This window comes from Pseudomonas taetrolens, from assembly GCF_900475285.1.
Classification (GTDB): Bacteria; Pseudomonadota; Gammaproteobacteria; order Pseudomonadales; family Pseudomonadaceae; genus Aquipseudomonas; species Aquipseudomonas taetrolens.
Genome location: NZ_LS483370.1, coordinates 3,048,332 through 3,064,072, shown reverse-complemented (window position 1 = coordinate 3,064,072; position 15,741 = coordinate 3,048,332). Strand labels below are relative to the sequence as shown.

General features: G+C 56.0%; 19 protein-coding genes. 16 read left to right on the top strand and 3 right to left on the bottom strand.

What is annotated here, in order from left to right; translation table 11 throughout:
• The first annotated feature begins 14 nt into the window (after nucleotides 1-14).
• From DQN55_RS14035 to DQN55_RS14010, 6 genes are read left to right on the top strand one after another with little or no spacing between them, the layout of a single operon-like run.
• Nucleotides 15-1,568, top strand: a complete 1,554-nt coding sequence (locus tag DQN55_RS14035; RefSeq protein WP_048383150.1) for a sugar ABC transporter ATP-binding protein — start codon at nucleotides 15-17, stop codon at nucleotides 1,566-1,568.
• The gene (locus DQN55_RS14030; protein WP_048383151.1) at nucleotides 1,565-2,542 is read left to right on the top strand and encodes an ABC transporter permease; all 978 of its coding nucleotides are present in this window, start codon (nucleotides 1,565-1,567) and stop codon (nucleotides 2,540-2,542) included. Before DQN55_RS14035 ends, DQN55_RS14030 begins: the two co-directional genes overlap by 4 nt.
• Before the next feature lie 3 nt (nucleotides 2,543-2,545).
• Nucleotides 2,546-3,580 (top strand): LacI family DNA-binding transcriptional regulator, encoded by a 1,035-nt coding sequence (locus DQN55_RS14025; protein ID WP_048383152.1) that lies wholly within the window; start codon nucleotides 2,546-2,548, stop codon nucleotides 3,578-3,580.
• Between the two features lie 10 nt (nucleotides 3,581-3,590).
• Nucleotides 3,591-4,511, top strand: coding sequence for a ribokinase (gene rbsK, locus DQN55_RS14020; protein WP_048383153.1), 921 nt, complete (start codon nucleotides 3,591-3,593; stop codon nucleotides 4,509-4,511).
• On the top strand, nucleotides 4,508-4,912 hold the full coding sequence (gene rbsD / locus DQN55_RS14015) for a D-ribose pyranase (protein ID WP_048383154.1): 405 nt from the start codon (nucleotides 4,508-4,510) through the stop codon (nucleotides 4,910-4,912). Before rbsK ends, rbsD begins: the two co-directional genes overlap by 4 nt.
• A 21-nt stretch (nucleotides 4,913-4,933) precedes the next feature.
• A complete protein-coding gene (locus tag DQN55_RS14010) occupies nucleotides 4,934-5,962 on the top strand; it encodes a nucleoside hydrolase (protein WP_048383155.1) in 1,029 nt (342 codons plus the stop codon).
• A gap of 33 nt (nucleotides 5,963-5,995) precedes the next feature.
• Here the strand turns inward: DQN55_RS14010 and DQN55_RS14005 are convergent, their stop codons facing one another.
• Complete coding sequence (locus tag DQN55_RS14005) at nucleotides 5,996-6,196, bottom strand: hypothetical protein (protein ID WP_048383156.1); 201 nt, start codon at nucleotides 6,194-6,196, stop codon at nucleotides 5,996-5,998.
• A gap of 163 nt (nucleotides 6,197-6,359) precedes the next feature.
• Between DQN55_RS14005 and DQN55_RS14000 the strand changes: the two genes are divergently transcribed.
• On the top strand, nucleotides 6,360-6,665 hold the full coding sequence (locus DQN55_RS14000) for a hypothetical protein (RefSeq protein WP_048383157.1): 306 nt from the start codon (nucleotides 6,360-6,362) through the stop codon (nucleotides 6,663-6,665).
• Nucleotides 6,666-6,829: 164 nt separating this feature from the next.
• Complete coding sequence (locus DQN55_RS13995; RefSeq protein ID WP_048383158.1) at nucleotides 6,830-7,138, top strand: I78 family peptidase inhibitor; 309 nt, start codon at nucleotides 6,830-6,832, stop codon at nucleotides 7,136-7,138.
• Nucleotides 7,139-7,208: 70 nt separating this feature from the next.
• On the opposite strand, the gene DQN55_RS13990 is transcribed toward DQN55_RS13995, so the two are convergent.
• Both DQN55_RS13990 and DQN55_RS13985 read right to left on the bottom strand, forming a co-directional pair.
• Nucleotides 7,209-7,421 carry a cold-shock protein gene (locus DQN55_RS13990; protein WP_003179963.1) on the bottom strand — a complete coding sequence of 71 codons (213 nt, stop codon included), beginning with the start codon at nucleotides 7,419-7,421 and terminating at the stop codon, nucleotides 7,209-7,211.
• A 293-nt stretch (nucleotides 7,422-7,714) separates the two neighbouring features.
• Complete coding sequence (locus tag DQN55_RS13985) at nucleotides 7,715-8,017, bottom strand: hypothetical protein (protein ID WP_048383159.1); 303 nt, start codon at nucleotides 8,015-8,017, stop codon at nucleotides 7,715-7,717.
• A gap of 364 nt (nucleotides 8,018-8,381) precedes the next feature.
• Between DQN55_RS13985 and thrS the strand changes: the two genes are divergently transcribed.
• The 8 genes from thrS (at nucleotide 8,382) to DQN55_RS13945 (ending at nucleotide 15,670) form a co-directional block, all read left to right on the top strand.
• Nucleotides 8,382-10,304 carry a threonine--tRNA ligase gene (thrS, locus tag DQN55_RS13980; RefSeq protein WP_048383160.1) on the top strand — a complete coding sequence of 641 codons (1,923 nt, stop codon included), beginning with the start codon at nucleotides 8,382-8,384 and terminating at the stop codon, nucleotides 10,302-10,304.
• Nucleotides 10,304-10,855, top strand: coding sequence for a translation initiation factor IF-3 (gene infC, locus DQN55_RS13975; protein WP_172601058.1), 552 nt, complete (start codon nucleotides 10,304-10,306; stop codon nucleotides 10,853-10,855). Before thrS ends, infC begins: the two co-directional genes overlap by 1 nt.
• Before the next feature lie 60 nt (nucleotides 10,856-10,915).
• The gene (gene rpmI / locus DQN55_RS13970; RefSeq protein WP_002553160.1) at nucleotides 10,916-11,110 is read left to right on the top strand and encodes a 50S ribosomal protein L35; all 195 of its coding nucleotides are present in this window, start codon (nucleotides 10,916-10,918) and stop codon (nucleotides 11,108-11,110) included.
• Nucleotides 11,111-11,139: 29 nt separating this feature from the next.
• Nucleotides 11,140-11,496, top strand: a complete 357-nt coding sequence (rplT, locus tag DQN55_RS13965; protein ID WP_003442184.1) for a 50S ribosomal protein L20 — start codon at nucleotides 11,140-11,142, stop codon at nucleotides 11,494-11,496.
• Between the two features lie 109 nt (nucleotides 11,497-11,605).
• Nucleotides 11,606-12,622: a phenylalanine--tRNA ligase subunit alpha gene (gene pheS / locus DQN55_RS13960; protein ID WP_048383162.1), complete on the top strand. Its 1,017-nt coding sequence runs from the start codon at nucleotides 11,606-11,608 to the stop codon at nucleotides 12,620-12,622.
• 26 nt (nucleotides 12,623-12,648) lie between these two features.
• Nucleotides 12,649-15,027, top strand: a complete 2,379-nt coding sequence (pheT, locus tag DQN55_RS13955; protein WP_048383163.1) for a phenylalanine--tRNA ligase subunit beta — start codon at nucleotides 12,649-12,651, stop codon at nucleotides 15,025-15,027.
• A 3-nt stretch (nucleotides 15,028-15,030) separates the two neighbouring features.
• Nucleotides 15,031-15,333, top strand: coding sequence for an integration host factor subunit alpha (gene ihfA, locus DQN55_RS13950; RefSeq protein ID WP_002553164.1), 303 nt, complete (start codon nucleotides 15,031-15,033; stop codon nucleotides 15,331-15,333).
• Nucleotides 15,314-15,670 carry a MerR family transcriptional regulator gene (locus DQN55_RS13945; RefSeq protein ID WP_048383164.1) on the top strand — a complete coding sequence of 119 codons (357 nt, stop codon included), beginning with the start codon at nucleotides 15,314-15,316 and terminating at the stop codon, nucleotides 15,668-15,670. Before ihfA ends, DQN55_RS13945 begins: the two co-directional genes overlap by 20 nt.
• Nucleotides 15,671-15,741: the final 71 nt, after the last annotated feature.

Here is a 15,741-nt window from a genome sequence, read left to right as displayed (position 1 = left end):
CCCGGAGAAGTTTTATGTCTGCTTCTAATGCCAGCGTGGTGCTTTCGGTCGGCGGGATCGGCAAAACCTACACTCAACCGGTTCTGGCGGGCATCGACCTGACGCTGCACCGCGGCGAAGTCCTGGCGTTGACCGGTGAAAACGGTGCCGGGAAAAGTACACTGTCGAAAATCATCGCAGGCCTGGAAGTGCCGACGCTCGGGCACATGCACTTCAGGGGGCAAGCCTATGCTCCCGGCAGTCGTACACAGGCGGAGCGCCTGGGCATTCGCATGGTCATGCAGGAGCTCAACCTGTTGCCCACGCTGACCGTGGCCGAGAATCTTTTTCTGGATAATCTGCCCAGCCATTTTGGCTGGGTCAGTCGCAAGCAACTGCGCAAGGCAGCCATCGAGGCAATGGCCCAGGTGGGGCTGGAGGCCATTGACCCCGACACCCTGGTCGCCGACCTGGGGGTAGGGCACCAGCAAATGGTCGAAATCGCCCGCAACTTGATCGGTGACTGCCATGTGCTGATCCTGGATGAGCCGACTGCGATGCTCACGGCCCGCGAAGTCGACATGCTGTTTGCCCAGATCGAACGGCTCCAGGCGCGCGGGGTGGCGATTGTCTACATCTCGCACCGGCTCGAAGAGTTGGCGCGTGTTGCGCAACGCATTGCCGTGTTGCGTGACGGCCGCCTGGTGTGTGTCGAGCCCATCGCCAATTACAGCAGTGAACAACTGGTCAATTTGATGGTGGGGCGAGAGCTGGGCGACGCTCTGGACATGGGCATCCGCACCTTGGGCGAAACAGCACTCAAGGTCTCGGGGCTGGGGCGTTCGGACAAAGTCCGGGAGGTGTCGTTCGAGGTTCGCCAAGGCGAGATATTTGGTATTTCCGGCCTGATCGGGGCTGGGCGTACCGAGCTTTTACGCTTGATCTATGGTGCCGACGTGCCGGACAGCGGCACGGTTGCGCTCGGCTCCCCGGCGCAGGTGGTGAGTATCCGCTCGCCCGTGGAAGCGGTCAGGCACGGCATTGCCTTGATTACCGAGGACCGCAAGGGTGAAGGGTTGCTGTTGACCCAGTCGATCAGTGCCAATATCGGTCTGGGCAACATGGACCGGGTCTCCCGGGCAGGCATATTGAATGCTCCCGACGAGTCTGCCTTGGCGCAGCGTCAGATCGATGCAATGGGCATACGCAGTTCCGGACCCAGGCAAATCGTCTCGCAACTGTCGGGGGGCAACCAGCAGAAGGTGGTCATCGGCCGCTGGTTGGAGCGCGACTGTTCAGTCCTGCTGTTTGACGAGCCCACCCGCGGTATCGACATCGGTGCCAAGTTCGACATCTACCGTTTGCTCGGCAACCTGACACGCCAGGGCAAGGCACTGGTTGTCGTGTCGAGCGACCTGCGCGAGTTGATGTTGATCTGTGATCGTATCGGCGTGCTGTCGGCCGGGCGTCTGATCGACACCTTCGAGCGGGACAGCTGGAGTCAGGAGCAGTTGCTGGCAGCAGCGTTTGCCGGTTATCAAAAACGAGATGCGTTGCTCGCTGAAGCCACGCCAAAGGATGCCTCATGAAAACCACTCCCGTGGTGCAAAAAAGTGCGCACAACTATTACGGCATGGGTACTTATCTGGGGCTGGCGGGTGCCTTGCTGGCCATGATCATCCTGTTCTCCAGCCTGAGTGATCATTTCTTTTCATATGACACGTTGAGCACCCTGGCCAACCAGATCCCGGACCTGATGGTGCTGGCGGTCGGGATGACGTTTGTGCTGATCATCGGTGGCATTGACCTGTCAGTCGGCTCGGTACTGGCTTTGGCGGCATCAGCGGTCAGTGTGGCAATTCTGGGCTGGGGCTGGAGCGTCCTGCCGGCGGCCTTGCTGGGAATGGGCTGCGCTGCGCTGGCCGGCACGGTTACGGGGTCGATCACCGTTGCGTGGCGAATTCCTTCTTTTATTGTGTCGTTGGGCGTTCTGGAAATGGCCCGGGGTGCGGCCTATCAAATGACAGGGTCGCGCACCGCTTACATTGGCGATGCCTTTGCCTGGCTGTCCAATCCGATTGTCTTCGGGATTTCGCCGTCTTTTATCATCGCGCTGCTGGTCATTGTCGTGGCTCAGGCGGTACTGACGCGCACGGTGTTTGGTCGTTATCTGATCGGGATCGGCACCAACGAAGAGGCGGTTCGCCTCGCGGGGATCAATCCAAAGCCTTATAAAATCCTGGTCTTCAGCCTGATGGGTTTGCTGGCGGGGGTTGCCGCGTTGTTTCAGATATCGCGCCTGGAGGCGGCAGATCCCAATGCCGGTTCAGGCCTTGAGTTGCAGGTGATTGCGGCGGTGGTGATTGGCGGCACGAGCTTGATGGGTGGGCGGGGTTCCGTCATCAGCACGTTTTTCGGCGTGTTGATTATCTCGGTGCTGGCCGCAGGGCTGGCGCAAATCGGTGCGACCGAGCCGACCAAGCGTATCATTACCGGTGCTGTCATTGTGATAGCAGTGGTATTGGACACATACCGCAGTCAGCGGGCACGGCGACGGAATTGAACAATGGCAACTATTAAAGATGTCGCGGCAATGGCAGGTATCTCGTATACGACGGTTTCTCATGTCCTGAACAAAACGCGTCCGGTGAGTGAGCCGGTGCGTTTGAAGGTGGAAGAGGCCATTGCACGTCTTGATTATGTACCCAGTGCGGTGGCGCGTTCCTTGAAGGCCAAGTCCACCGCCACCATCGGGCTGCTGGTCGCGAACAGCCTGAACCCCTATTTCGCGGAGCTGGCGCGAGGCATCGAAGACTGCTGCGAGCGCAACAACTATTGCGTCATCCTGTGCAATTGCGACGACGACCCGGTCAAGCAGCGCAATTACCTGCGCGTACTCCTCGAAAAGCGGGTTGACGGGCTGGTAGTCGCCTCAGCAGGGGGAGACCTCGGGTTGGCAGGCGGTCTGGCCGGTGTCAAAACCCCCATGGTGATTGTCGACCGCAACCTTGACGGGATTGAAGCGGATCTGGTGCGCATCGATCATGAGTTGGGGGCTTATCTGGCCACGCGGCATTTGCTCAACCTCGGGCATCGCGATATCGCCTGCATTGGCGGTCCTGGCATTACCCGTGTTGCCCAATTGCGCATGGCCGGCTATTTGCGGGCACTTGATGAAGCTGAAGTTTCAGTGCCTGAGCACTGGAAGGTTGAGAGCGATTTCAGCAGTGTCGGTGGTTATGAGGCGGCAGTCCGCTTGCTGGCGCATAACCCGCCCTCGGCCATTTTTGCGTGCAACGACATGATGGGGATCGGTGTGCTGCGTGCGGCTGCGGAGCGCAATATCCGGGTGCCGGACCAGCTTTCGGTGATCGGTTTTGATGATGTGCAGATGAGCCGTTATGTCTACCCGGCGCTGACGACAGTCGGGCAGTCGATTTTGCAACTGGGTGAAATGGCTGCACAGCTGTTGTTGCGCCGTATCGCGACACCAGACCGTGCCGTCGAGCAGCACATCGTGACCCCGAGCATTGTGTTGCGCGAGTCCACTTCCGCCCGCGTAGAAGGGCGGTTGTCAGCCCCTCAGAAAATCAATGGATGAGTGCCGAGACATGCAAGCAAGCGTAGTAGTGGTGGGCAGCCTGAACATGGACCTGGTCACGCGCACGGAGCGATTGCCGCGGCCCGGAGAAACAATCTTCGGCCAGTCCCTCGACACGGTACCGGGCGGCAAGGGGGCTAATCAGGCTGTGGCGGCGGCCCGCCTGGGGGTGCAGGTGGCCATGGTTGGTTGCCTCGGCAGTGATGCCTACGGCACGCAACTGCGCGAGGGGATGCTGGCGGAGCACATCGATTGTCGGGCATTACGTACCGTGCCGGAGGGGGTGAGCGGTGTGGCCCTGATCGTGGTCGACGCCAACAGCCAGAACACCATTGTGGTGGTGCCCGGCACCAACGCGTGCCTTGTGCCACAGGACATACAGGCCTTTGACGAGGTCTTGCAGGCAGCCAGGGTGATCATCTGCCAGCTCGAGGTCCCGATGGACACGGTTGGCTACACCCTGCGCCGTGGGCGTGAGCTGGATAAAACCGTGATTCTCAATCCGGCGCCGGCCAGCGGTCCGCTGCCTGCGCAGTGGTATGCGGCGATTGATTATGTGATTCCTAATGAAAGCGAGGCATGGGCGCTCAGCGGTGTGGCAGTCAACTCGCTCGAGACGGCAGAAGATGCGGCACGCCGGCTGATCGAACTGGGTGCGCGCAAGGTCATTGTTACCTTGGGGGCCCAAGGTGCGTTGCTGGTCAGTCCGCAGCGTGTCGTGCATTTTGCGGCGCCCAGGGTTGAAGCGGTAGATGCCACCGCTGCAGGCGACACATTTGTCGGGGCGTTTTCAGCCGCACTGGCGGCGGGCAAAGACGAAGACGACGCCGTCCGGTTCGCTCAGATTGCCGCAGCCTTGTCCGTGACCCGTGAAGGTGCCCAGCCTTCCATTCCTCGATTGAACGACGTTCAGGGGTTTGTCATTCCATGAAAAAAACACCTTTGCTTAATATTGCCCTCTCCAGGCTTGTCGCCTCGCTGGGGCATGGTGATGTCGTCGTGATTGCGGATGCTGGCTTGCCAGTGCCCAAAGGTGTTGAGCTGATTGATCTGGCCCTCACTCAAGGTATTCCCGATCTGGCCAGCACGCTGGAGGTACTGCTCAGTGAAATGCAGGTGCAGAGCCATGTCCTGGCCCATGAGCTGCTGCCGCTTCCGTGTCCGGCATTGCTGAGTATTGATCGGCATGCCGACGCAGGGAACCTGGGAGAGAGAAGCGTGATGTCCCACAACGCCTTCAAAGAGCTGTGCCAGCAGGCAAAAGTGATTATTCGTACCGGTGAGTGCAAACCGTACTGCAACATAGCCTTGATTGCAGGCGTGACCTTTTAAAAACACGACAAGGAGTCGCCCATGGCGCGTTTCACGCAGACTTTCCAACCATTGATCAGGAGTATCCTGCTTTTGTCCGTACTCTCTATCTCAAGCGTTCAGGCTGCAGACAAGGTCGATCTGATTATCGACACCGACCCGGGGGCAGATGATGTCGTGGCGTTGCTGCTGGCATTTGCTTCGCCGGAAGAACTCAATGTGCGGGCGATTACCACGGTAGCGGGCAACGTTCGTCTGGATAAAACCTCACGCAATGCCCGCCTGGCGCGTGAATGGGGAGGGCGCGAAGACATTCCGGTGTATGCCGGGGCACCGAGGCCGCTGATTCGCACGCCGATCTACGCTGAGAACATTCATGGCGAGGAAGGCGTAACCGGCGTTCCGGTCCACGAGCCTGCAAAAGGTCTTGAGCAGACCCATGCGGTTAACTACCTGATTGATACCTTGCGCTCGGTCAAGCCCGGCAGCGTGACCATTGCCATGCTCGGCCCGCAAACAAACCTGGCCCTGGCCTTGATTCAGGCCCCTGATATCAAACAGGGCATCAAGGAAGTGGTCGTCATGGGCGGAGCTCATTTCAATGGCGGCAATATCACCCCGGTAGCGGAATTCAACCTCTACGCGGACCCGCATGCGGCCGATGTCGTCTTGAAAAGCGGGGTGAAACTGGTTTACATCCCCCTTGATGTGACGCACAAAATACTGACCAGCGAAGAGCGCCTCAAACACATCGCTGCGCTGGGCAACACGGCCGGAAAATTGGTCAGCGATATTCTGAACGGGTATGTGAAGGCCGATATGGAGCACTACGGGCTGCCAGGCGGTCCTGTGCACGACGCCGGCGTGATTGCCTATCTGCTGAAACCGAGCCTGTTCACCGGGCGTGAGATCAACATGGTCGTGGACACTCGTGAAGGGCCGACGTTTGGTCAGACCATTGCTGACTGGTACGGCACGCTCAAGCAGCCAAACACTGTGTTTTGGGTTGAGGATGGAGATGCTCAGGGCTTTTTTGACTTGCTGACGGCGCGATTGAGCCGATTGAAGTGATTTGAATAGGCGCAGACCACTGTCTGCGCAGATTCACGCCGGTTTAATGGCTTCAGGGCTTTTGTATTTTTCGAAGATTTGGCTGACGAATGCGTGCGCGGCTTCTGTGCCAAGCTCTTTGACCAGCAGATCAATACCGATGATAGCCAGCTCTTCCGGGCTGCCGGGGCTGTATGAACATTGCCCTTGGGGCCACTTGGCTTTGATGTCTGCATCGATTGCGACGGTTGTCATGGGTATCTCATGGGAGGCTTTGGGGGCGCGATTTTAGCAAAATGTCGTCCTGAAGCTATCAGGAGATTAAAGTTAATCACAGTCAGCAGTGGTTGGCGCTTCAACTTTCACAAGATGCTTACGTTGCGTGCCACACTTGCGCTTTTCAAGGGGGAGGGCAGCGATGCACATTGATTTAAACCAGCCAGAGAGGCTCACCATCGCAGCAGTGCGTCAGTTATTGGCCTCGGCCAGTGACGATGTGCATACTCAGTTGCGTGTGACGAAGGCCGGCATTGCGTACATTTCTGCAGGTGTTGTAGGAGGCGTGGATATCGAAAACTTGCTCTTCAGGCTCGAAACCTGGGCGGCCGGTTCCGGGTATGTCGGAAAGATTGCGGCCAGCGATGAAGTCTGGGTCATGCAGATTTACAACGCGATCAACGATAATTGGCCGAACCCGCCGTTTGATTACATCGATATCTACTGACTGCCTGCACACATTTCGTCACGATTAGGCGCGCGTATAGAACGGGTATCCGGGCAAAAATCCGTTTTGTCCCGATTAAACAGGTGTTGTGAACAGGGGCAGTGCAACCTATTTGCGCAAACGCTGTCGCAAAGATACTGATTATTTATCTTAAAGGAGGCTTCATGCCTTGGAAGCTAGTGTCACTGGGTTCGTTGCTGGCGGTTTTGGCGCTGTCTGGATGCAGCACGCCAGATTCGGCGCAGGAGCCAGCCGGGGAGGCAGGGCATGGCCGTTGCGATGCTCAGTCTGCAGGGTTTGCCATCGGCAAGAAAGCCTCATCAGAGCTTCTGGAGCAGGCGCGTGCCAAGTCTGGTGCGCAGACTGCACGTATCTTGATGCCGAACGATGTTATGACGCTTGAATACCGTTCAGATCGTTTGAACCTGAACGCGGATAACAGCGGGATCATTACCCGGGTCAACTGCGGTTAAGCGCGTATAGCGTTGTTTCAGGCATAAAAAACCCCGTCACATGGACGGGGTTTTTTTGTTCGCGGGAGATTTACTCCGGACGAACCTGTGCAGCTTGCATACCCTTTTGGCCTTTCTCAGCCACGAAGGAAACAGTCTGGCCTTCTTTCAGGCTTTTGAAACCGTCGCTTTCGATAGCTTTGAAGTGTACGAACAGGTCGTCACCGCCACCTTGAGGAGTGATGAAGCCGAAGCCTTTTTCATCGTTGAACCATTTTACGGTGCCGGTTTGGCGATTAGACATGGTGTATCTCCAAGAAACTTATATTTTCAGTAGTACTGTGCTGCTCAGGCCAACTGGGCACACTTGGCTATTATAGTCGAAATGTGCGCTTTGGAACCCCCCCTGAGTGGCAGTTTGCATCATTGTTAGCTTTTGTCTGTCGCCGGGAATGCTTGAAACCCCCATTTCATGGGGGTTTCAAGGCTTAAATCGCTTCAAAAAAAAGCGTCGGCCGATGCATCTTTTTTAAGCAATTGAGGTTTTTTGGCCGTTTTTGCTCGGATGGATGCTCAAATTGTTGCGCTGCGAGCGATCTATTTCTTCACCACGCAGCCTTGAATTGCATTCATTGCCTTGGTTCTAAGCTCGGCACTCGGTTGTTTTGTCTTGCTCATCAGTGCTTCGATCTCAGCGCTGGTGAAGTTTTCATTCAGCTTGTTTGCGCCGCACTCGCAATGCTGAGTGGCGGTTTTCTGATCAATGCTTTTGCTGGCTGCAGCCACGCAATCCTTCATGTACTCGTTCTTGGTGCCTGCCGGCCAATTATCGGCATGGGCAGTCAGTGGCAGCAGCAGAGCCAGAGGTGCTGCGAAAGCGAACAGGTGAGTCATGCGCATGTGATGCTCCTTCTTAAGCGTTAAAACCGAGAGTGTTTCACTGAGTATATGAGGGGGTAAGTGCAGCTCAAGTTCACCATTTTGCAAAAAACCGTCGGTTTTTCTGGATGAGGCGCCGGCGGCGGGGCAGGGGGGCTACATCTGTGATAGCATGCCGCCCTTGGCATTTTTCTGTCGATTCGCGGTGTGAGTCGCGAGGCAGAGCCATTAACCTTTTTGAATTGAACTCCAGTCACTCTGGTTCGGTTTCCGGTTGGCCGCAAGGCTCCTGCCACTGTGAGGCAGGCGTACCACCGAATCACGTACTGGCTCATCCCAACCCACGTGACCTTTGGTAGGGGTCACCACTAGGAGAGGAGGCGCCATGCCAACTATTACTCTTCCCGACGGCAGTCAACGCTCATTCGATCACCCGGTATCCGTTGCCGAGGTCGCCGCATCCATTGGTGCAGGTCTGGCCAAGGCCACTGTGGCCGGCAAGGTCAACGGCAAGCTGGTTGATGCCTGTGACCTGATCGAAAATGACGCCACGCTGCAAATCATCACGCCCAAGGATGAAGAGGGGCTGGAAATCATTCGTCACTCTTGTGCCCACTTGGTCGGTCATGCGGTCAAGCAGTTGTATCCAACTGCCAAGATGGTGATCGGCCCTGTCATTGATGAAGGCTTTTATTACGATATAGCCTACGAGCGTCCGTTTACTCCGGATGACATGGCGGCTATCGAACAGCGCATGCAACAGTTGATCGAAAAAGACTACGACGTCATCAAGAAGGTGACGCCGCGTGCTGAAGTAATTGAGCTGTTTGCTGCTCGGGGCGAAGACTACAAGCTGCGCCTGGTCGAAGACATGCCGAACGAACAGGCCATGGGCCTGTACTTCCATGAAGAATACGTCGACATGTGCCGCGGGCCTCACGTCCCGAATACGCGTTTCCTGAAATCGTTCAAGCTGACCAAGCTGTCGGGCGCCTACTGGCGTGGCGATGCCAAGAACGAGCAATTGCAGCGTATCTATGGCACGGCCTGGGCTGATAAGAAGCAGCTGGCAGCTTATGTCCTGCGTATTGAAGAAGCCGAGAAGCGTGATCACCGTAAAATCGGCAAGCGACTTGGCCTGTTCCACACCCAGGAAGAAGCGCCGGGCATGGTGTTCTGGCATCCGAATGGCTGGACGCTTTACCAGGTTCTTGAGCAATACATGCGCAAGATCCAGCGCGAGAACGGCTATCTTGAGATCAAGACCCCTCAAGTCGTCGACCGCAGCCTGTGGGAAAAGTCCGGGCACTGGGCCAACTACGCTGAAAACATGTTCACCACTGAGTCGGAGAGCCGCGATTACGCGATCAAGCCGATGAACTGCCCTTGCCACGTGCAAGTGTTCAATCAGGGGCTGAAAAGCTACCGTGAACTGCCGATGCGCCTGGCCGAGTTTGGTGCCTGTCACCGTAATGAGCCGTCGGGTGCTCTGCACGGCATCATGCGTGTGCGTGCCTTTACCCAGGATGACGCCCATATCTTCTGTACTGAAGAGCAGATGCAGGCCGAGTCCGCAGCGTTCATCAAGCTGACCCTGGATGTCTATGCAGACTTCGGTTTCAAGGATATCGAGCTCAAGCTGTCGACGCGTCCCGAGAAGCGTGTGGGTTCCGATGAATTGTGGGATCGCGCCGAAAGTGCGCTTGCCTCAGCCCTTGATAGCGCGGGTCTGGCCTATGACCTGCAGCCGGGTGAAGGTGCCTTTTACGGGCCCAAGATTGAATTTTCTCTGAAAGATTGTCTGGGTCGAGTGTGGCAATGTGGTACCTTACAGCTCGATTTCAACCTGCCGATCCGTCTTGGCGCAGAATATGTGTCCGAAGACAACAGCCGCAAGCATCCCGTTATGCTGCACCGTGCGATCCTCGGATCGTTCGAGCGCTTTGTCGGTATTCTGATCGAGCACTATGAAGGTGCATTCCCTGCGTGGCTGGCGCCAACCCAGGCAGTGATCATGAATATCACTGACAAACAGGCAGATTTTGCCCTTGAAGTTGAAAAAACTCTCAATCAGAGCGGATTTCGTGCCAAGTCTGACTTGAGAAATGAAAAGATCGGCTTTAAAATCCGCGAGCATACTTTGCTCAAGGTTCCTTATCTCTTGGTTATCGGAGATCGGGAAGTCGAGATGCAGACTGTCGCTGTGCGTACACGTGAAGGTGCTGACTTGGGCTCGATGCCCGTCGCGCAATTCGCTGAATTCCTCGCACAAGCGGTTTCCCGGCGTGGTCGCCATGATTCGGAGTAATTATTATTAAGCGTGAAATGAGACAAGATAAACGAGCTGCACCGAAGGCCCCGATCAACGAGAATATCTCGGCACGCGAGGTTCGGTTAATTGGAGCTGAAGGCGAGCAGCTTGGGATTGTGTCAATTGAAGACGCGCTTCTTAAAGCTGAAGAGGCCAAACTGGATTTGGTGGAAATTTCCGCTGATGCAGTACCCCCAGTTTGTAAGCTGATGGACTACGGCAAATCGATCTTCGAAAAGAAGAAGCAGATTGCTGCTGCAAAGAAAAACCAGAAACAGATTCAAGTTAAAGAAATCAAGTTTCGTCCAGGGACGGAGGAAGGGGATTACCAGGTAAAACTGCGCAACCTGGTACGTTTCCTGAGTGATGGGGACAGGGCCAAGGTATCGTTAAGATTCCGCGGTCGTGAGATGGCCCACCAGGAGCTGGGTATGGAACTGTTGAAGCGGGTTGAAGGTGACCTGGTTGAATACGGAACCGTCGAACAGCATCCTAAGATGGAAGGACGCCAACTGATTATGGTCATCGCCCCGAAAAAGAAGAAGTAATCACCAGGGCACGGCAGGCCTTGTGGTTATGTTTATCAACTGAATGCGGAGTATCCGAACATGCCAAAGATGAAGACTAAAAGTGGTGCTGCTAAGCGGTTTCTGAAAACTGCTAACGGTATCAAGCACAAACACGCTTTCAAGAGCCACATCCTGACCAAAATGTCGACCAAGCGTAAGCGTCAACTGCGCGGTAGCAGCTTGCTGCATCCGTCTGACGTGGCAAAAGTCGAGCGCATGCTGCGCCTTCGTTAATTTTTGGTTAAGAATAGAGGAAGTAACTCATGGCTCGTGTAAAGCGTGGCGTTGTCGCCCGTAAACGTCACAAAAAAATTCTGAAACTGGCTAAAGGCTACTACGGCGCACGCTCACGCGTATTCCGTGTTGCCAAGCAAGCGGTAATCAAGGCAGGCCAATACGCCTACCGTGACCGTCGTCAGAAAAAACGTCAGTTCCGCGCTCTGTGGATCGCTCGTATCAACGCTGGTGCACGTATCAACGGTCTGTCCTACAGCCGTTTCATCGCCGGCCTGAAAAAAGCTTCCATCGAGATCGACCGTAAGGTTCTGTCTGATCTGGCAGTGAACGAAAAAGCGGCGTTTGCTGCGATTGTCGAGAAAGCTAAAGCCACTCTGGCTTAAGTACCCCCGACAGTTACTTGGGTTCACTTGTGTGGACCTGGGTGCTAAACGTCATAAATAGGGGAAGAGCCTTCAAGCTCTTCCCCTATTTTGTATCTGGAGTCTGTACATGGAAAACCTGGATGCGCTGGTCTCTCAAGCACTAGAGGCTGTGCAAAGCGCTGAAGATATCAATGCCCTGGAGCAAATCCGGGTTCAATACCTTGGCAAAAAGGGTGAATTGACTCAGGTGATGAAGACCCTGGGGAATTTGCCGGCTGAGGAGCGCCCGCAAGTGGGTGCTCTGATCAACGTTGCCAAGGAGCGTGTTACAGAGGTTCTCAATGCGCGCAAGGCGTTGTTTGAAGAGGCCGACCTGGCCGCCAAACTGTCCGCCGAGTCCATTGACGTGACCCTGCCTGGCCGTGGCCAGACCTCAGGTGGTCTGCATCCGGTTACGCGCACTCTGGAACGTATCGAGCAATTCTTCACCCACATCGGCTACGGCATTGCCGAAGGCCCTGAGGTTGAAGACGATTACCATAACTTTGAAGCGCTCAACATCCCTGGCCATCACCCGGCCCGCTCGATGCATGACACCTTCTACTTCAATGCAAACATGCTGTTGCGCACCCATACCTCGCCGGTACAGGTCCGCACCATGGAATCCAAACAACCTCCGATCCGCATTGTCTGTCCAGGCCGTGTGTACCGTAGTGACTCCGATATTACCCACTCGCCAATGTTTCACCAGGTTGAAGGCTTGTTGGTCGATCGTGATATCAACTTCGCTGACCTGAAAGGGACCATTGAAGAGTTTCTGCGCGTGTTCTTCGAAAAAGAACTGGCAGTGCGTTTCCGTCCTTCGTACTTCCCGTTCACCGAGCCATCCGCTGAAGTGGATATGGAATGCGTGATGTGCAGTGGCAAAGGCTGTCGTGTCTGCAAACAGACCGGCTGGCTGGAAGTCATGGGCTGCGGGATGGTTCATCCAAACGTGTTGCGGATGTCCGGGATCGATCCGGAAGAATTCTCGGGCTTTGCCTTCGGCATGGGTGTTGAGCGTCTGGCCATGCTGCGTTACGGCGTGAACGACTTGCGTCTGTTCTTCGACAACGACTTGCGGTTCCTCGCGCAATTTCGCTAGTCGTAACGAATTCTTAGGAGAGCAGGATGAAATTCAGTGAACAATGGCTGCGTGGTTGGGTTAACCCGCAGGTAGGACGTGACGAGCTGGTTGCCCGTCTGTCGATGGCCGGCCTTGAGGTCGATAGCGTTGCACCGGTCGCCGGTGTGTTCAGTGGCGTGGTGGTTGGCGAGGTGTTGAGCACCGAGCAGCATCCCGATGCCGACAAGCTTCGTGTATGCCAGGTCAGCAATGGCTCGGAGACTTTTCAGGTTGTGTGCGGTGCGCCTAACGTGCGTCCCGGCCTGAAGATCCCGTTTGCGATGATTGGTGCCGAGCTGCCGGGCGACTTCAAGATCAAGAAGGCCAAACTGCGTGGCGTCGAGTCCAATGGCATGCTCTGCTCTCAAGCCGAGTTGCAGGTTGGCGAGGGCAATGACGGCCTGATGGAACTGCCGGCAGATGCACCGGTGGGTGAAGACATCCGCGTTTACCTGGCACTTGAAGATGCCAGCATCGAAGTGGATCTGACGCCTAACCGTGGCGACTGCTTGTCGCTGGCGGGCCTGGCGCGTGAAGTCGGTGCGCTCTACGCAGCAGAAGTGACGCGTCCTGTCGTGGCTGCTGTGCCGGCCGTGCATGACGAAGTTCGCGCTGTTGAGGTGCTTGCGCCTGCGGCCTGTCCTCGTTATCTGGGGCGCGTGATCCGCAACGTCGACCTGTCCCGTCCAACACCGATGTGGATGGTTGAGCGTCTGCGCCGTGCCGATGTCCGGAGCATTGATGCCGCCGTCGACATCACCAACTACGTGATGCTGGAACTGGGTCAGCCGTTGCACGCGTTTGATCTCGCCGAGATCAATGGCGGCATCCGGGTGCGTATGGCCGAAGAGGGCGAAAAGCTGGTATTGCTGGATGGTCAGGAAGTCACTCTGCGTAGCGATACGCTGGTGATTGCCGACCATTCGCGTGCTCTGGCCATTGCGGGCGTGATGGGCGGTGAGCACAGCGGCGTGACCGCGACCACTCGCGACATCTTCCTGGAAAGCGCATTCTTCGACCAGATTGTGGTGGCAGGCAAGGCGCGTTCCTATGGCTTGCACACCGATGCTTCGCACCGCTACGAGCGTGGCGTGGACTGGCAATTAGCCCGTGAAGCCATGGAGCGTGCCACTGGTCTGCTGCTGGAAATCACCGGTGGTGAAGCGGGTCCTGTCATTGAGACCGTCAGCGAGCAGTACCTGCCCTCGATCGAACCGATCACTTTGCGTGCCGCGCGTATCAGCCAAATGCTGGGCATGGACATGGACCCGGTTGAAGTTGAGCGCCTGCTCAGCGCTTTGGGCCTGACCATCAATGCCTCCGGGGAAGGGCAGTGGCGCGTAGAGGTGCCTAGCCATCGCTTCGATATCAGCCTTGAAGTTGATCTGATCGAAGAGCTGGCTCGCCTGTACGGCTACAACCGCTTGCCGGTTCGCTACCCGCAAGCTCGCCTGGCCCCCCAGGCCAAAGCCGAAGCGCGCAGCGACTTGCCTGAGCTGCGACGTCTGCTGGTAGCGCGTGGTTATCAGGAAGCGATTACTTATAGCTTCATCGATCCCAAGCAGTTCGAACTGTTCAGCCCGGGCGTGGAACCTTTGTTGCTGGCCAACCCGATCTCCAGCGACATGGCGGCCATGCGTGCCTCTTTGTGGCCAGGCTTGATCAAATCGCTGCAGCACAACCTTAATCGTCAGCAAGACCGTGTTCGTCTGTTCGAAAGCGGTTTGCGCTTTGTCGGTCAGCTGGAAGGCTTGAAGCAAGAGCCGATGCTGGCAGGTGTGGTATGCGGTACCCGTTTGGCTGAAGGCTGGGCGCAAGGTCGCGAAGTGGTCGACTTCTTTGACGTCAAGGCTGATGTTGAAGCCGTGCTGGGCTTTGCCGGTGCGCTGGATGCGTTCACGTTCGTACCAGGAAAGCACCCGGCGCTGCATCCGGGCCAAACCGCACGTATTGAACGTGATGGTCGCGAAGTGGGTTACGTAGGTGCGATTCACCCTGAGCTGTCAAAAACATTGGGTCTGGATCGTCCCGTGTTTGTGTTCGAGCTGGTTCTGGCGGAAGTCGCGCTCGGAAAAATGCCTAAATTCCACGAGTTATCGCGCTTTCCTGAAGTTCGTCGTGACTTGGCGCTGCTGGTTGATCGCGACGTTGCGGCCAGTGCCGTACTGGATGTTATTCGTGAAAATGCAGGTGAATGGCTCACTGACCTCAGGTTATTTGACGTTTACCAGGGTAAAGGCATTGATCCGCAAAGAAAAAGCCTTGCAGTTGGCTTGACCTGGCAGCATCCATCGCGCACTCTTAATGACGATGAGGTGAATACCACGACACAAAATATCCTCACCTCGCTCGAAAACAGGTTGAACGCCACGTTAAGGAAGTGACGTATGGGGGCTCTGACGAAAGCTGAAATGGCGGAACGTCTTTATGAAGAGCTGGGCCTGAATAAACGCGAAGCCAAAGAACTGGTGGAGTTGTTTTTCGAAGAAATCAGGCACGCTCTGGAAGACAATGAACAGGTCAAATTGTCAGGTTTTGGCAACTTTGATCTGCGTGACAAGCGACAGCGGCCTGGCCGCAATCCGAAAACGGGAGAGGAAATCCCGATCACGGCTCGCCGTGTGGTCACCTTTCGTCCAGGGCAGAAGTTGAAGGCCCGAGTAGAGGCTTATGCTGGAACCAAGTCATAACGACGAGCTCCCGCCGATCCCAGGCAAACGCTACTTCGCCATTGGCGAAGTCAGCGAGCTATGTGGGGTAAAACCTCACGTGCTGCGCTATTGGGAGCAAGAGTTTCCTCAGCTCAACCCCGTAAAACGTCGCGGAAACCGCCGGTATTATCAGCGCCAGGATGTGCTGATGATCCGGCAGATACGCGCACTTCTTTATGATCAAGGTTTCACCATCGGAGGAGCGCGCCTGCGGCTTTCCGGTGACGAAGCCAAAGACGACACCACGCAATACAAGCAACTGATCCGTCAAACGATCTCCGAGCTTGAAGACGTCTTGCTGGTTCTTCGGAAATAATTTTAAGCTAAAAATACTTTCGTATTTCAAATGCTTAGAGTATATTTCTCGACGTCTCAGCAAGTTGTCTT

Bases quoted from the DNA above. Each gene is read 5' to 3' on its own strand.
- DQN55_RS14035 (WP_048383150.1), top strand. From the start codon at position 15: ATGTCTGCTTCTAATGCCAGCGTGGTGCTTTCGGTCGGCGGGATCGGC.
- DQN55_RS14030 (WP_048383151.1), top strand. From the start codon at position 1,565: ATGAAAACCACTCCCGTGGTGCAAAAAAGTGCGCACAACTATTACGGC.
- DQN55_RS14025 (WP_048383152.1), top strand. From the start codon at position 2,546: ATGGCAACTATTAAAGATGTCGCGGCAATGGCAGGTATCTCGTATACG.
- rbsK (WP_048383153.1), top strand. From the start codon at position 3,591: ATGCAAGCAAGCGTAGTAGTGGTGGGCAGCCTGAACATGGACCTGGTC.
- rbsD (WP_048383154.1), top strand. From the start codon at position 4,508: ATGAAAAAAACACCTTTGCTTAATATTGCCCTCTCCAGGCTTGTCGCC.
- DQN55_RS14010 (WP_048383155.1), top strand. From the start codon at position 4,934: ATGGCGCGTTTCACGCAGACTTTCCAACCATTGATCAGGAGTATCCTG.
- DQN55_RS14005 (WP_048383156.1), bottom strand. From the start codon at position 6,196: ATGACAACCGTCGCAATCGATGCAGACATCAAAGCCAAGTGGCCCCAA.
- DQN55_RS14000 (WP_048383157.1), top strand. From the start codon at position 6,360: ATGCACATTGATTTAAACCAGCCAGAGAGGCTCACCATCGCAGCAGTG.
- DQN55_RS13995 (WP_048383158.1), top strand. From the start codon at position 6,830: ATGCCTTGGAAGCTAGTGTCACTGGGTTCGTTGCTGGCGGTTTTGGCG.
- DQN55_RS13990 (WP_003179963.1), bottom strand. From the start codon at position 7,421: ATGTCTAATCGCCAAACCGGCACCGTAAAATGGTTCAACGATGAAAAA.
- DQN55_RS13985 (WP_048383159.1), bottom strand. From the start codon at position 8,017: ATGCGCATGACTCACCTGTTCGCTTTCGCAGCACCTCTGGCTCTGCTG.
- thrS (WP_048383160.1), top strand. From the start codon at position 8,382: ATGCCAACTATTACTCTTCCCGACGGCAGTCAACGCTCATTCGATCAC.
- rpmI (WP_002553160.1), top strand. From the start codon at position 10,916: ATGCCAAAGATGAAGACTAAAAGTGGTGCTGCTAAGCGGTTTCTGAAA.
- rplT (WP_003442184.1), top strand. From the start codon at position 11,140: ATGGCTCGTGTAAAGCGTGGCGTTGTCGCCCGTAAACGTCACAAAAAA.
- pheS (WP_048383162.1), top strand. From the start codon at position 11,606: ATGGAAAACCTGGATGCGCTGGTCTCTCAAGCACTAGAGGCTGTGCAA.
- pheT (WP_048383163.1), top strand. From the start codon at position 12,649: ATGAAATTCAGTGAACAATGGCTGCGTGGTTGGGTTAACCCGCAGGTA.
- ihfA (WP_002553164.1), top strand. From the start codon at position 15,031: ATGGGGGCTCTGACGAAAGCTGAAATGGCGGAACGTCTTTATGAAGAG.
- DQN55_RS13945 (WP_048383164.1), top strand. From the start codon at position 15,314: ATGCTGGAACCAAGTCATAACGACGAGCTCCCGCCGATCCCAGGCAAA.